General features: G+C 64.8%; 11 protein-coding genes and 1 pseudogene. 7 read left to right on the forward strand and 5 right to left on the reverse strand.

Going from position 1 to position 15,530, the window contains the following annotated elements; all coding sequences use genetic code 11:
• Window positions 1–200: 200 nt before the first annotated feature.
• Window positions 201–1,169, forward strand: a complete 969-nt coding sequence (locus QDT69_RS01250; protein ID WP_279704857.1) for a zinc-binding dehydrogenase — start codon at window positions 201–203, stop codon at window positions 1,167–1,169.
• Window positions 1,170–1,257: 88 nt separating this feature from the next.
• Here the strand turns inward: QDT69_RS01250 and QDT69_RS01255 are convergent, their stop codons facing one another.
• Entirely contained in the window at window positions 1,258–1,752 is a 495-nt protein-coding gene (locus tag QDT69_RS01255; RefSeq protein ID WP_347952015.1) for a septal ring lytic transglycosylase RlpA family protein, read from the reverse strand.
• 239 nt (window positions 1,753–1,991) lie between these two features.
• Between QDT69_RS01255 and QDT69_RS37180 the strand changes: the two are divergent.
• Window positions 1,992–2,093: pseudogene (locus tag QDT69_RS37180) on the forward strand (quinone oxidoreductase); the annotation flags it as partial.
• Between the two features lie 110 nt (window positions 2,094–2,203).
• Entirely contained in the window at window positions 2,204–3,016 is an 813-nt protein-coding gene (locus QDT69_RS01260; protein ID WP_279704859.1) for a L,D-transpeptidase family protein, read from the forward strand.
• Window positions 3,017–3,080: 64 nt separating this feature from the next.
• Here the strand turns inward: QDT69_RS01260 and QDT69_RS01265 are convergent, their stop codons facing one another.
• The gene (locus tag QDT69_RS01265) at window positions 3,081–3,680 is read right to left on the reverse strand and encodes a hypothetical protein (protein ID WP_279704860.1); all 600 of its coding nucleotides are present in this window, start codon (window positions 3,678–3,680) and stop codon (window positions 3,081–3,083) included.
• Between the two features lie 971 nt (window positions 3,681–4,651).
• Between QDT69_RS01265 and QDT69_RS01270 the strand changes: the two genes are divergently transcribed.
• Both QDT69_RS01270 and QDT69_RS01275 read left to right on the forward strand, forming a co-directional pair.
• Window positions 4,652–6,040, forward strand: coding sequence for a cation-efflux pump (locus QDT69_RS01270; RefSeq protein ID WP_279704861.1), 1,389 nt, complete (start codon window positions 4,652–4,654; stop codon window positions 6,038–6,040).
• Between the two features lie 192 nt (window positions 6,041–6,232).
• Window positions 6,233–8,554 carry a PAS domain-containing sensor histidine kinase gene (locus QDT69_RS01275; protein WP_279704862.1) on the forward strand — a complete coding sequence of 774 codons (2,322 nt, stop codon included), beginning with the start codon at window positions 6,233–6,235 and terminating at the stop codon, window positions 8,552–8,554.
• A 7-nt stretch (window positions 8,555–8,561) separates the two neighbouring features.
• Here QDT69_RS01275 and mdoH read toward each other — a convergent pair whose 3' ends face one another.
• The 3 genes from mdoH to QDT69_RS01290 all read right to left on the reverse strand — a co-directional run bounded on the left by mdoH (window position 8,562) and on the right by QDT69_RS01290 (window position 13,237).
• Window positions 8,562–10,682, reverse strand: coding sequence for a glucans biosynthesis glucosyltransferase MdoH (mdoH, locus tag QDT69_RS01280; RefSeq protein ID WP_279704863.1), 2,121 nt, complete (start codon window positions 10,680–10,682; stop codon window positions 8,562–8,564).
• Complete coding sequence (locus QDT69_RS01285) at window positions 10,670–12,184, reverse strand: glucan biosynthesis protein G (protein ID WP_279704864.1); 1,515 nt, start codon at window positions 12,182–12,184, stop codon at window positions 10,670–10,672. Before QDT69_RS01285 ends, mdoH begins: the two co-directional genes overlap by 13 nt.
• A gap of 156 nt (window positions 12,185–12,340) precedes the next feature.
• Window positions 12,341–13,237 (reverse strand): LysR family transcriptional regulator, encoded by an 897-nt coding sequence (locus QDT69_RS01290; protein ID WP_021082045.1) that lies wholly within the window; start codon window positions 13,235–13,237, stop codon window positions 12,341–12,343.
• 257 nt (window positions 13,238–13,494) lie between these two features.
• Between QDT69_RS01290 and QDT69_RS01295 the strand changes: the two genes are divergently transcribed.
• The gene (locus QDT69_RS01295) at window positions 13,495–13,971 is read left to right on the forward strand and encodes a formate dehydrogenase subunit gamma (protein WP_279704865.1); all 477 of its coding nucleotides are present in this window, start codon (window positions 13,495–13,497) and stop codon (window positions 13,969–13,971) included.
• Entirely contained in the window at window positions 13,968–15,524 is a 1,557-nt protein-coding gene (locus QDT69_RS01300; protein ID WP_279704866.1) for an NADH-ubiquinone oxidoreductase-F iron-sulfur binding region domain-containing protein, read from the forward strand. Before QDT69_RS01295 ends, QDT69_RS01300 begins: the two co-directional genes overlap by 4 nt.
• The last annotated feature ends 6 nt before the right edge of the window (window positions 15,525–15,530 follow it).

Genomic DNA, 15,530 nt, shown 5'->3' on the forward strand with positions numbered 1-15,530 from the left:
GATCCGTCACCCTGAGGAGCGCGAAGCGCGTCTCGAAGGGTCGACGGCCACCAGCCGGACCGCTCATCCTTCGAGGCTCGCCCAGCGGCGCAGTTGCGCCGCAAGGCTCGCACCTCCAGCGACAAGGGCGGAGCCTTTGCGCGGGGGTGACGATACTTCAGCGTCATCCCGCGTTAGACGACACAAAAGAGAACAAGCCCATGAAAGCCTATGTATACGGAGCCAACGGCCCTGAAATCACCGATGTCGCCAAGCCGACTCCGAAGGGGACGCAGGTGCTGGTCAAGGTTCACGCCTGCGGGCTGAACCGCGCCGATCTCGGCATGACCAAGGGCCACGCCCATGGCGCGGCCGGCGGCGTCGGCACTGTGCTCGGCATGGAATGGGCCGGCGAGGTTGCCGAGCTCGGCCCCGACGCCAAAGGCGTCAAGATCGGCGACAAGATCATGGGCTCCGGCGGCGCCGCGTTCGCCGAGTACACGCTCGCCGATCACGGCAGGCTGTTTCGCTCACCGTCGAACGTGAACTTCGACGAGGCCGCCACCCTGCCCGTCGCGCTCACCACCATGCACAATGCCGTCGTCACCAACGGCGCGTTGCAGCCCGGCCAGACCGTAATGATTCAGGGCGCGAGCTCCGGCGTCGGCCTGATGGCGATGCAGATCGCAAAGCTGAAGGGCGCGAAGCTCGTGGTGGGCTCCTCGACCGATCCGATGCGCCGCGGCCGCTTGACGGAATTCGGCGCCGATCTCGCGGTCGACTCCAAGGATCCCGCTTGGGTCGATCAGGTGCTGCAGGCAACCGGTGGCGAAGGCGTCGATCTGATCGTCGACCAGGTCTCCGGATCGGTCGCCAACCAGAATCTCAAGGCGACCAAGGTCAAGGGCCGCATCGTCAATGTCGGCCGGCTCGGCGGCACGCATGCCGACTTCAACTTCGACCTGCACGCGGCGCGCCGCATCCAGTATATCGGCGTCACCTTCCGCACCCGCTCGATCGAGGAGATCCGCGAGATCTTCGACGAGGTGCGCAAGGACATCTGGCCCGCCGTCGAAGCGCGCAAGCTGCAGCTGCCGATCGACCAGATCTACAAATTCGCCGACATCGGCAAGGCGTTCGAGCACATGGAAGCCAACAAGCACCTCGGCAAGATCGTGGTGACGCTGTAGCGGCAGGTGCGCAAGGCGGATCAGTTGGCGAAGCGCAGTCCGGCGGCGTTGCAGCCGCCGTTCAGCCCGGCTCTTCCGCGCGCGACGTTCAGCCGACCGGTCCGGGAACCCAATAGTCCCCTGCAAGCGGACTAACTTTTACGTCGCTGATGACTCCGAGCTCCAGGCTTGGATCGAAATAACGCATCGTCCGCTCATTGAGATCAATGATGCGGCCAGGCCTGAGCGGCCCCACATCATTTATCTTGACGATGACCTTCTTGCCTGCAGCCTCGACCAGGGCATATTTCGGCCTCGCGCCGAACTCAACCCCACCAAACTTCCGACGCAGACTTGTCTTGATGGCAGCCGCCCAGGCCGAGCGATCATAGCGCTCGCCGGAAGCAGTGCTCGGACCGCCTTCCTCCTTGCCGGGCTTGAACGGATTGTACATGGAGGCTGCGCCAACGATCGCATCCCCACAAGCAGCATCGACGACATCGCTTGAATGAACCGTACCGATTTCACTTCCAGCAGCTCGGCCAAAAATGGTGAGCGCAACTACGGCGCCGCAAACTGCGGCGCTCGAGCCGAACAGCATCATAACTCCTTGACTGATTTTTCTCGATCGTTCGGTTCCCGATTTCGCAAAACATGGCCGAGTGAACGTGGAGACGTTAACCCGGGGCCAGTTCTTTGCGGATTCGTGCCAATTCCGGCGACGGAACCATTGTGGGAACCGCAGCGGGTCCCACACAGTGTTTTTAGTTGTCGCCGACTAAGACAGAGAATGCGTCAGCAACATGACTGAACAGAACGTCTTCGACGGCGCGTGAACAGTGTATCGGCGCCCCCTTCCGCACCCGCTCGATCGCAGAGATCCGCGGGATCTTCGAGGAGGTGCGCAAGGACATCTGGCCTGCCGTCGAAGCGCGCAAGCCGCAGCCGAGCCGGCGTTAACGATGCTTAACGACTTCCGGCCTGAGCGAGATCGCTTCGCAGTTTGTTAGAATTTGCTCGCTACCTCGTCCAGGCACAGGGACCTGGGGAAAGACATGGCAAAGCGGGCAAAGCGTGCGAAGACGGAGACGCTCGCACTACCGGTGGCCGGAAGAGTTGCAATCGGCGCCATGGCCGCTGCCGCATTGGGCTACGGTTTGCTGTCTCGCCCGGCGAGCATTCAACCGACGAAAAAATCGACCGCGCATCAAGTCGTCGCGCTGTCAGTTCCAGCTCCAGTCCGCACGCCAACTCAAGTTCACGTACCAGTGCCAGTCCCGGCTCCTATCTCGACGCCGACGCCTCGGATCGAAACACCAAAAGCCGCTGTCGCACCTGCAAGACTTGATCGGCAGGTGGTTGACTATGTCAGCCACCAGACGCCGGGCACCGTCGTCATCGATACCGAAAACACGTTCCTCTATCTCGTTCTGAACGACGGGCAAGCGCTGCGCTACGGCATCGGTGTCGGCCGCGAAGGTTTCACGTGGTCCGGTGAACAGACCGTGGCCCGCAAGACAGCATGGCCGGATTGGCGTCCGCCTTCGGAGATGATTTCGCGTCAACCTTATCTGCCGCGGTTCATGGCAGGCGGTCCCGGAAATCCGCTCGGCGCTCGTGCGATGTATCTGGGCGAGACCGAATATCGAATTCACGGCACCAACAAACCCGACACGATCGGGAAGCGGGTCTCGTCCGGCTGCATCCGGCTGACCAATGACGACGTCATGGATCTTTACGAGCGGGTGAAGATCGGAGCGAAGGTGATCGTGCTGCCGGCAACATCAGCCCGTCGATCATCCCCGGGGACGCCGCCCGACGCCGCCTTCCAAACACCGGACCAGGCATCGCCGTCGCAACGCTCATGATGTGCCTGGTCTTCCCGATCATCACGGGCGCTGCGGTGGGATTCGATGATCATCGCATCGACGGCTACCAATCGTCGTAGAGCCACTCCCTTGGCGGCATCCGAGGCGGCCCTCTCGCGTAGGGCGGCTCATATGTCCGCTGCGGCTTGCGGGGGCTCGGAGCCGGGTGCGTCGGCGGCGGCTGCGCCGGCGGCGCTGACGCCTTCTGCTCGGAAACCTTCGCGAGCGTCCGTTTCAATTCCTCCTGGCTTGCCTTGAGCTCCTCGATGGCTTTGGAGCTCTCGCGGGCCGATTGCTGCTGCTCCGCCTTGAGCTGCTCGATGTTTCGCTGCGCGGTCGCGAGATCGCGCGCAATGGTTTGCAGCAGCTCGGTTTGATCCGGAAGCGCCGCAGGAGCCGGCGGCCCGGTGTCCGGCGTTGCTTTCGGCGCGGTGTCCTGCGTTGCGGCCGGCGGCGCGGGCGTCGGTTGCGGTGGCGCAGGCTCAGCCGCGGCAACTTGAACGGCATCTGGAGCGCGCTGCGCGGGAAGCGGCCGATCATCCGGCGGCGCTGATGGCGCTGACGCGAGCTGCGGCACCCAGCGGGCGACCGCCAGCTTGGCTTTCGCACCATAGGACGACTGCGAAGCCAGCACAGCGACAACGACGCACGCCGCCATCGACAAGGCAGCAAGGGCTCGGAAAACCGGCCTCCCGGACGATGATTGCGAGACCGGTCCGGACGAAGCAGGTCCGGCCGAAGCACCAGGACCGGACGAAGCTGCAGGTCCGACCGAGGGCGGGACAGGTGCAGCCGACGACGGCGACGGTGGCGGCGCAGCGTCGCGCTCCATCCTTGCAAGCTGCTCGCTCAGGCGCGTGAGCTCCTCATCAGCGCGGACGATCTGCTTGTGTGCTTCCGCCAGCCGTTCATCGGCGCTCGCGGCCGGGCCCTCACCAGGTTCACCTGCATTCGGAGTGGGTGTGGAGTTCATTGGCGTGTCCCTCTTCCGTCCAATGTCATCCAAGACTGCCGCCTCGGTTATCCGTCATGGTCGACCAACGCCCAGCACCCCGTTCAGTCTTGTCCAACAATCGGATGATAGCGTGCTTGATGTCTCATGATAAGCAGGATCGCACTCTTGCGGCGATGAGGTTTGTTGCCAATTCGACACGACGGGCAACTCAGAAAAATCCGTCAATCCCTCGCCCCCGCGAATACGGGTGATCCGGTACGCTGCGGCTTCTCGGTTCGGTAACGACTGCCTCTGGAATACTGGATCGCCCGCTTTCGCGGGCGATGACGCCGGAGACAGGACGTATGATGGCGCGCGGTATCGCGCGAGAACCATCCTCGGTGTCGTCCTGGCGAAAGCAAGGACCCATTGCCCCGAATGCGAATCATGACGCGATGCAGTTGCTACAGCTCACTCCAACAACACGACCCTGTGGTTATGGGTCGTGGCTTTCGCCAGGACGACGGCCTGATTTTTGGCGCAAGCACGTGCGGCCGATGAACTGCGGTGCCGTCTTGAGATTCGGAATAGTTCGCAACAACTCCACGACCGAGACGCGCTCTTGCAAGTGAGTTGCGATTGCGCATGACGAACGACGACTGACACTTGATGTTCACGGACTCCCTGCTACACCGCCGCCCATGACCTCTTCAAACACCAGCACATCCTCGACCAAGACATCCGTCGCCGCGATCTCGATCCTTGCCAGCGGCAGCATGGCCGTCGCGAAATTCGTCGTCGGCATCGCCATCGGATCGCTGGCCTTGATCTCGGAGGCGCTGCACTCCTCGATCGACCTAGTCGCCACCATCATCACCTGGGCGGTGGTGCGCGTATCGGATCAGCCGGCCGACGCCGAGCATCATTACGGCCATGGCAAGTTCGAGAGCGTCTCGGCGCTCGGCATCATCGCCATGCTCTATGTGCTGGCCGGCGGCATCCTGGTGCAGGCCTACAGCCATTTGCGCGAGGGCGCCCCGCCGCCGTCGATCTCGGCGATTCCCTTCATCGTTCTCCTCCTCGATATTGGCGTCAATCTGTGGCGCGCCCGCGCGCTGCATCGCGCCGCGCGCGACACCAAGAGCCAGGCGCTGGCCGCCGACGCGCTGCATTTCGCCTCCGACGTGATGGGCTCGGCCGCCGTCATCGTCGGCCTGGTGCTGGCGGGCTTCGGCTTCTGGTGGGGCGACGCCGCCGCGGCGATCGCGGTCGCCGTGATGATCGCCCTGCTCGGCCTGCGCATGGCGCGGGAGACGGTCGAGACCCTGCTCGACCGCGCGCCCGAAGGCGCGCTGGAAAAGGCCACCGCGGCCATCAAGGCCGTGCCTGGGGTCGTCGACGTCGATCGCCTGCGGGTCCGCATGGTCGGCGCGACGCATTTCATCGACGCCATCGCCAAGGTGCCGCGCACCTACCCGATCGACCGCGTCGAGGATATCAAGCGCCGGGCGCAGGAGGCCATGAGCAAGGCATTCGGCGATGCCGACCTCACCTTCACCGCGGTTCCGGTGGCGCGCGACAATGAGAGCGTGCGCGAACGCATCATGGTGATCGCGCGCAATTCAGGCCTTGCCATCCACCACGTCACCGTCCACGACATCGACGGCAAGCTGATCGTCGGCATCGACCTCGAGCTCGACAGCGACATGGCGCTGGACGCCGCACACGACATCGCCCACGAGCTCGAGCGCGCGATCCGCGAGGATTTCGGCGAGGACGTCGAAGTCGACACCCATATCGAGCCGCTGCAGCCGGAACTGCCATGGGGAACCGACGCCGCGCCCGACCGCGTCGAGGCCATCAAGGCCGCGCTGACCGGATTTGCCGATGGCGGCGCGATCCATGACATTCACAATGTGCGGGTCCGCAACACCGACGCCGGCGAGATCGTCAACTTCCATTGCCGCGCCGCGCCTTCGATGAGTGTGATCAAGGTGCACGAAAGCGTCGACGAGATTGAACGCAAACTGCGCCGCGCGTTCCCGACCGTGAAGCGTGTGATCAGTCACGCTGAACCGGCGCGCGCGTAATTCTACGGAGCCGTTCTCCTTTCGGACTCACTTTGCGACGACCGATTCTGTTTTTGACAAGAATTATTTCGCATTAACGAATCGTTGACTCTCGACAGTCCCGGAAATCTGGATTCAAATGATCATGATTCGGATGCATCGTGGGGAGCATCCGAGCCGGGTAAAAATCAGCTTAGAGCGGGGGTCTAAGGCATGGCGCGCGCGCATGCAGCGAACGCGTGCGTCCAATCCGATTCGATCAAAGGATTGGCGCAGTCGATCGCAAAACCGGCCTATCACAGGCTCTTGACGGCCGAGCCTGCACTGCGCCGCGCTGTCCCGATGCTCATCATCGCCTTCCTCATCACGATCTGCCTCGGCGCCTTCGTCCAGGTGATCGACCAGAACCGGCAGAAGCGCGGCGCGATGAAGCGCGACCTTGCCGCGCTCTCCGACATCCTCGCCGAGCGTCTCGACCGCCTGACCTCGGTGCGCCGCGAGCGGCTCGCCAACATCGAGAAGATGCAGGAGCTGCTGCCGGACCTGATCCCGTCCTGGGGCATCGCCTATGGCCGCCACGTCATCATCACCAGCGCCGATCACCGCGTGCTGGCGCGCGTGCCGATCGACGGCGCCGGCGAGAGCGACCGCGTCCTCGACATCGTCTCCACCGCGCAGCTGCTGATCGCACCAGGCCAGCAGGGCGCGGTCAGCGACATGACGCTGCCGAACGGCACCGGCGCGCTGGCGATCTCGCAACTCGTCAAGTCGCTGCCCGGCCAGGTCGTCGTCATCCAGGAGATGAACGAGCCGATCTGGGGATCGGACGCCGCGCTCTCGGTGACGCTGTCGGCGACCACGAGCTTCGTGGTGCTGATCCTCGGTTTCGCGTTCCACTGGCAATCGACCCGCGCCCGCGAGGGCGACCTGATCAACGACGCCGTGCGCGGCCGGATCGACACCGCGCTCAATCGCGGCCGCTGCGGATTGTGGGACTGGGACCTGTCGCGCGGCAGGATCTTCTGGTCGCAGTCGATGTTTACCCTGCTCGGGCTCGACAGCCGCAACGACCTCCTCACCTTCGGCGAAGTCAACGCGCTGGTGAATTCCGACGACATCAACCTGTTCGACATCGCCGACCAGCTGATCTCGAACAAGATCGATCACATCGACCAGAGCTTCCGCATGCGCCATGTCGGCGGTCACTGGATCTGGCTGCGCGTGCGCTGCGAGCTCAGCCACGCCGCAGCCGACGGCGGCCTGCACCTGATCGGCATCGCGGTCGACATTACCGAGCAGAAGAGCCTCGCCGAGAAGTCGGTGGAAGCCGACCTGCGGCTGCGCGACGCGATCGAGACCATCCCGGAGGCCTTCGTGCTCTGGGATGCCGACGACCGCCTCGTGCTCTGCAACTCGCACTTCCAGCGGCTGCACAAGCTGCCCGACACCGCCGTCAGCCCCGGCACCTCCTACGAGACCGTGATCGAGGTCGGCAGCATGCCCGAGGTGCGCACCCGCCTGCACGAGAGCGGCGTGCCGGCGCCGGGCGCCCGCACCTTCGAGGCCCAGCTCGACGACGGCAGCTGGCTGCACATCAGCGAGCGCCGCACCAAGGACGGCGGCTACGTCTCGGTCGGCACCGACATCACCCGCATCAAGGCGCACGAGCAGAAGCTGGTCGACAACGATCTGCGCCTGCGCGCCACCGTGATCGACCTCCAGCGCTCGCAATCCGAGCTGGAGCGGCAGGCGGTCGAGCTCGCCGACCTCGCCGAGAAATATTCGCAGGAAAAGACCCGCGCCGAGGACGCCAACGCCGCGAAGTCGAAATTCCTCGCCAATATGAGCCATGAGTTGCGCACGCCGCTCAACGCCATCATCGGCTTCTCCGAGATCATGGGCAGCGGCCTGTTCGGCACGCTCGGCTCGGACAAGTACGAGGAGTACTGCCACGACATCCTGACGTCGGGGAAATATCTGCTCGAGGTCATCAACGACATTCTCGACATGTCGAAGATCGAGGCCGGCCGCATGAAGTTCGACATGGAGCCGCTCGACCTCTCCGGCATCCTCGCCGAGTCGCTGCGGGTGGTCTCAGGCCGCGCCGAGCACAAGGGCCTGTCGCTGGAATCCGATATCGAAAGCACGATCTCGGTTGTCGCCGACCGCCGCTCGGTCAAGCAGATCATCGTCAACCTGCTCTCCAATGCCGTGAAGTTCACGCCCGACAACGGCCGCGTGCTGGTGCGCGGCCAGATGCTCGACGACTCGATTGTGCTGCTGATCGCCGACAGCGGCATCGGCATCGCGCCGGAATCGCTACGGCGGCTCGGCAAGCCGTTCGAGCAGGTCGAGAGCCAGCTCACCAAGAGCTACCAGGGCTCGGGCCTCGGACTTGCGATCGCGCGCTCGCTCACCAACCTGCACGGCGGCTCGATGAAGCTGCGCTCCAAGCTCGGCGTCGGCACCGTCGTCCGCGTCACCCTGCCCCGCGATCCCCGCTCGCTGCAGATCAGGCTGCCGGAAGCGGCCTGAGCCTCAACTACTTCGCGAGTGCCGCTTCCAGCAGCGCCGGATCGCCAAGGACGGCCAGCGTCTCGCGCGGCGTCAGATGATCGACTGCCTCGTCGAAGCTGGCGCTTGCCTCGATCCGCGCGCGGGCCACCGCGCGGTGAAGATCGATCTCGCCCGGACCGCCACGCCGCGCCGGCGGAAGCGACGACAGATGCCGATGCAGCAGGCCGGTATCCTGCCGCAAGGTCGCGAGCGCAGGGGCCGATGCGTGGGCAGGCTGCGACGCCAGTTCGTTGGCGCGGACCAGCACGCTCGGTGGCCCGCTCTCTTCCGGCGTCACGAACAGCGCCCGCATCGCGGGCTTGGCCGTCCAGGCTCCGATCGGGATCGCAAACAGGAGGCCAACAATCACCGGCGACATCCACAGCAGCAGCGGCAACGACACCGCATAGGCGCTCGCCGCCATCGCGACGCCGCAGGCGGTTGGGACGCCGTACTTGCGATAGAGTTCGCGCCGCTCGACCTCGCCGTCGTCGCGCCGCTGCGTCTGCCAGCCCGCGTCGCGGCCGAGCAGGATCTCGACGACCGCGATCGACTGGAACACCATCATCACGGGCGCGATCATCGCCGAGATCAGCACCTCGGCGATGACGCCGGTAAAGGTCCGAAAGCCGCCGCCGAATTGCCGGCGCATGTCCGAGCGCGTCAGCAACAGGATGAAGCCGAGCAGCTTCGGCACGATCAGCAGCGCCATGGTGAGACCGAACACCCAGGCGGCGAGCACGGGATCCTGCGCCGGCCAGTTCGGAAACAGCGAAAAGCCCTTCGGAAAATACTCCGGGCGAATGAAGCGCGCCTGCAACGAGATCAGGATTCCGAGCAGCAGGAACGACAGCCACATCGGCGCGGTGATGTAGGAGCCGATCCCGGTCATGAAATGCAGCCGCGAGATCCAGTGCAGGCGGCGCGTGGTCAGCACCGCGAGATGCTGCAGATTGCCCTGGCACCAGCGCCGGTCGCGCGCGGCGAAATCCAAGAGCGAGGGCGGCACCTCCTCGAAGCTGCCGCCAAGCGTCGGCGCCATGTAGATGCCCCAGCCGGCGCGCCGCATCAGCGCCGCCTCGACGAAATCGTGGCTCAGGATATGGCCGCCGAACGGCTTGCGTCCGGAGAGCTCGGGCAGACCCGCCTGCTCCGCGAACGCCTGGATCCTGATGATTGCATTGTGTCCCCAGTAATTGCCCTCGGAACCGTGCCACCACGCGACACCGGCCGCGACCATCGGCCCATACAGCCGGCCGGCAAACTGCTGCAAACGGCTGAACAGGCTGCGCGCATTGACGATGACCGGCAGCGTCTGCAGCAGCGCCGCCTGCGGGTTGGTCTCCATGGCGTGAACCATCCGCACCATGGTGTCGCCCGACATCAGGCTGTCGGCGTCGAGCACGATCATGAACTGGTAGGCGCCGCCGAACCGCGTGATCCACTCGCCGACATTGCCGGACTTCCGCGCGGTGTTATCGGCGCGATGCCGATAATAGAGCCGTCCGCCGCCGCAGGCATCACTGAGCGCGACGAACGCCCGTTCCTCGGCGATCCAGATATCGGGATCGCGCGTGTCGCTCAGCACGAACCAGTCGAAGCGCTCGGCCTGTCCGGTGGCCTCAATGGATTCATAGATGGCGCGCAGACGCGCCATCAATTGATGCGGATTCTCGTTATAGGTCGGGAGCAGCACCGCAGTCCGGCTCGCGAGCTGCGGCAACGGACCGTCGACGCGGATCGGCAAGGCGTTGCCCTCGCGTCGAAGCAGCACGAAGAAGCCGGCCAGCGCCGAAGCGAACGAAAACGCGATCCAGGCGAGCAGCGCCACGAACAGCACCAGCACCATCCATTCCATGATCGTCACGCCGCCGACCTGGACCACCATGTACATCTCGTAGGCGCCGGCGCCGGTCAGCGCCGCCGTCAGCACCAGAATGAACGCGCGGCGCATGAACATGCCCGCACCGACCGACACCGGCTTGCTCACCGCGCGCGGCGGCTCGCCGAGATCGGCCGCCGACATCGCAAGCGGGCTCTCTTGCGGCAGGAAGCCGTCGGCCGCTGGCGCGATGACGGCATGAGGCGACGTGACTATGGCGCCCATCGATAAACCCAGATCTCCGAAAGCGGCTTGTCATCCTGCGCCAGGTGAGCGCGCAGCTCGACCGGATCCTTCTTGACGGCACATTGGAAGCTGAGCCGCCATCCACCCGTATTCGGGTTCGGCTGCGTGACGATGTTGGTGATCTCGGCCTTCTCGGCCGACACGACGCCCTTGATGGCGCTCGGATCGATCCCTTTCAGATTATCACCGAACAGGTCGAGCACGAACAGCTTGCTGTTCTCGCCATGCGCGCCGATGCCGGTGCGTGTGACCCGCGCCAGCGAGTGCGGCTTCGGCGCGTCGGGCCCCCAATGCAGCCGATAGGTCAAATTGGTCTCGCTCTTGGCCTTGAGCGGCGCCTTCGGACGCCAGAACGCGGCGATGTTGTCGTGGATCTCCTCCTTGGTCGGAATCTCGAACAGGATCACCGCGCCCTCGCCCCAGTCGCCGATCGGCTCGACCCACAGGCTCGGACGCTTCTCGAAGCGCGACTCGATGTCCTGATAGGCGAAGAAGTTCTTCTCCCTCTGCATCAGGCCGAAGCCGTGCGGATTGATGTCCTGGAAGGTGCTGATCTGGAGATCGCGCGGATTGCTCAGCGAACGCCACAGGGCCTCGCCCTTGCCGTTGTAGATCGCAAGCCCGTCGGAATCATGCACCGACGGCCTGAAGTCATCGACCTCTTTGCGATCATTGGGCCCGAAGAAGAACATGCTCGTCATCGGCGCAACGCCGGCATGCTCGAGATCGGCACGCGGATAGAGCGATGCCTCGACATCGAACACCGTGGTCTTCCCAGGCCTGATCGTGAACCGATAGCTTGCCGCACAGCTCTTGCTGTCGAGCAAGGCATGAATAACCAGCGAGGTCGCGTTGGGTACGGGACGCTCGAGCCAGAACGCCTTGAAGAACGGAAACTCCTCACCCTTCGCCTCGCCGGTATCGATCGATAGGCCCCGCGCCGACAAGCCATAGGTCTCGTCCTTGGCGACGGCGCGGAAATAGCTTGCGCCGAGGAAGACGCAGACCTCGTCGTAATAATCCGGCTTGTTGATCGGCGCGTGGATGCGAAATCCGGCAAAACCGATGTCGGTCTCGGTGAACGGAGGGACGGTCTCACCGAACGAAAACATGTCCTTGCTGTATTTGACTTCGCTGACCTTGCCGTCCGCGACCTCGAAGATCTGGACCTTGTTCTTGTAGAAGAAGCCGCGATGGAAGAACTGCGCCTCGAACGGCAGCTTCTGGCCGCGCCACAGCGCGCGGTCGGGCACGAAGCGGATCGAGCGGTACTGGTCGTAATTCAGGTCGGTTAGGCCATTCGGCAGCTTCTCGTCCGGCGCCTCGAACGACTTGGCTGCGAGGTTGCGGGCGAGGTCCCTCACCATCGCCGGATCGAAAGGTGCGTCCGAATTGTTCCCAGCGGCTGCGGCTTCTCGCTGCGGCAACAGCAATAGTGTCGGCAACACGGCCGATCCGTGGAGTAACTGGCGGCGATTCAAAGCGGCTCCTGCTGGCTAATCGGGACGCCGCAATGAAACCGTTCAACCGTCCGTGAGTTCCACGATTGCTGCGTGAAGCAGAAGATTGCGTTCAGCGCCTGGCCCGGCGCGCCTGAAGCGGAACCGTCGTGAGAGAGCTCGGCTGATCGCCGGGCGCTACGCGCTCTCCAGCTTGGGAGCGACCTCGCGCGCGACCTGCACGAGGGCGGCGATCAGCGGCGTCATCGGATCGCGCTGCGGGATCACGAGGCCGATGCTGTAGTCCACCACCGGGTCGACGATCGGAATGCTGCGCACGGCATCGGCAAGCCCGAGCGTCTCGGCGAGCTTGGCCGGCATCACGCTGGCCCAGCGCCCCGTCTTCACATGGGTGTAGAGCACGAGCAGCGAGTTCGACGTCAGCGTCGGCGTCGCCTCCGCACCGACCGAGGTCAGCGCGCGATCGATGATGCGGCGGTTCTGCATGTCGGGCGTGAGCAGGCAGAGCGGCACGGTGCCGACTTCCTTCCACGTCACCTGCTTGCGGTCGCCGAACATCGCATCCGGCGCCGTCAGCAGACGATAGCTCTCATTGTAGAGCGGGATGGTACGGACCTTGCCGATCGGCTCGTTCTCGATATAGGTCAGCCCGGCATCGACCTCGAGATTTTCAAGCAGGCCGAGCACGTCGGCCGACGTGCAGGACTGGATGCGAAAACGCACATCGGGATGGCGCGCCCGGAACGGCGTGGTCAACGAGGCCACCATGCCGAGCGCGGTCGGGATCGCCGCGATCCGGATCTCGCCCGACAACTTGTCCTTGAGGCTGTTGATCTCCTGCTTCATCGCCCGCGCGTCGCCGACGATGCGCCGCGCCCAGTCGAGCGTCCTTTCGCCCTCCGGCGTGAAGCCCTGGAACCGCGATCCGCGCTGCACCAGCATGACGCCGAGGATCTCCTCGAGCTGCTTGAGGCTGGTCGACATGGTCGGCTGGGTGACGCCGCAGGCCTCCGCAGCCCGGCCAAAATGCCGCTCCTTGGCCAGCGCCAGCAGAAGTTCCAGCTTGTCGATCAAGGTTCAAATCCCCTCGGAAAAACGGTGCCCCAGATGGCTGCCCGATGCGGCCATAGGTAGCACGATCAGGGTGCGATCCCGAAATCCAAAGCGTCCCGGAAGTACGTGATTCCAGAACATTATTGCGATCCCGGATCGACCCATTCGGCAACGCTATTAATCGCGTTTCGCAATCGCCGCATGAGACAGCTTTATTGATGTTTCGAACGATTCCAACTCTGATGCGCGCAGCAAAAAATGGATCGTGAGAAGCGCGGATGACGGTGGGATACGAACCTTGGGAAGAGGCGCGCGGCGCTGAAATCATCGCCGAGCATGCCGGGCTTGAAGGCGCCACACTGGTGATCCTGCACGCGCTGCAGAAAGCCTTCGGCTACGTGCCGGAGCCGGCGATCCCGATGGTCGCGGAGGCGCTCAATCTGTCCCGCGCCGAGGTGCACGGCGTGTTCACCTTCTACCACGACTTCCGCAAGGCACCCGCCGGACGCCACGTCCTCAAGCTCTGCCGCGCCGAGGCCTGCCAGGCTGCCGGCGGCGACGCGCTGGCGGCCCGGGCGGAGGCCAAACTCGGCGTTTCCCTGGGCAATACCACGGCGGACGAGCGCGTGACCTTGGAGCCAATCTACTGCCTCGGGCTCTGCGCCACCGCGCCGTCGGCGATGCTGGACGGCCGCGTGGTCGGCCGGCTCGATGAAGCGCGGATCGACGCGCTGGTCGCGGAGGCACAGCGATGACGATGCGAATCTACGTTCCTCGCGATGCCGCGGCCGTCGCCGTCGGCGCCGACGATGTCGCCCTCGCCTTCGCGCAGGCCGCAGCGGCGCGTGGCGCAGCAATTGAGATTGTCAGGAACGGCTCGCGCGGGCTGTGCTGGCTGGAGCCAATGGTTGAGCTTTCGACCGCGCAGGGCCGCATCGCATTCGGCCCGGTGACGCCGGCCGACGTTCCCTCCCTGCTCGATGCGATGGCCGGCAACGGCCAGCATGCCCTGCGGCTTGGTGTCACGGACGAGATCCCCTGGCTGAAGCGCCAGACCCGGCTGACCTTCGCACGCTGCGGCGTGATCGATCCGCGCTCGGTCGACGACTACCGCGCCCATGGCGGCTACAAGGGGCTGGAGCGGGCGCTGACGCTGAGCTCCGATCAGATCCTTGCCTATGTCACGACGTCGGGCCTGCGCGGCCGCGGCGGCGCCGGCTTTCCCACCGGCATCAAATGGAAGACCGTGGCGCAGGCCAGCGCCGACCGCAAATACATCGTCTGCAACGCCGACGAAGGCGACAGCGGCACCTTCGCCGACCGCATGATCATGGAAGGCGACCCCTTCGTCGTGATCGAAGGCATGACGATCGCGGGTATCACGGTCGGAGCCGCCAAGGGCTACATCTATATCCGCTCGGAATATCCGCACGCGGTCGAGGCGATGAACGCGGCGATCGTGGCCGCGCGCCGCGCCGGCCTGCTTGGCAAGCGGATCGGCGGCTCCGCGCACGAGTTCGATCTCGAAGTGCGGGTCGGCGCCGGCGCCTATGTCTGCGGCGAAGAGACCTCGCTCTTGGAAAGCCTCGAGGGCCGCCGCGGCATCGTGCGGGCCAAGCCGCCGCTGCCGGCGCACAAGGGCCTGTTCGGCCGTCCGAGCGTGATCAACAACGTGCTGTCGTTCGCGGCGATCCCCTTCATCCTCGACAACGGCGCCAAGGCCTACGCCGATTTCGGCATGGGCCGTTCGCGCGGCACGATGCCGATCCAGCTCGCCGGCAACATAAAATACGGCGGGCTGTTCGAGACCGCGTTCGGCGTCACGCTCGGCGAGCTCGTCGACGAGATCGGCGGCGGCACCTTCACCGGACGCGAGGTTCGCGCGGTGCAGGTCGGCGGTCCGCTCGGGGCCTACTTCCCCCGCGCGCTGTTCGATACGCCGTTCGACTATGAGGCCTTCGCGGCGCGCGACGGCCTGATCGGCCATGGCGGCATCGTGGTGTTCGACGACACCGTCGACATGGTCAAGCAGGCGCGCTTTGCGATGGAGTTCTGCGCGATCGAATCCTGCGGCAAGTGCACGCCGTGCCGGATCGGCTCGACCCGCGGCGTCGAGACCATCAACAAGATCATCAACGGCGAGCGCGTCGCGGAAAACCTCGCCGTGATCGAAGACCTCTGCAACACCATGAAATTCGGCTCGCTCTGCGCGCTCGGCGGCTTCACGCCCTACCCCGTGATGAGCGCCCTGAAACACTTCCGGGAAGATTTCGGTCCCGCACCGGCCCGGCTGCAGGCCGCGGAATAACAGGAG

Source organism: Bradyrhizobium sp. CER78 (assembly GCF_029846235.1).
In the GTDB taxonomy this organism is placed as follows: Bacteria; Pseudomonadota; Alphaproteobacteria; order Rhizobiales; family Xanthobacteraceae; genus Bradyrhizobium.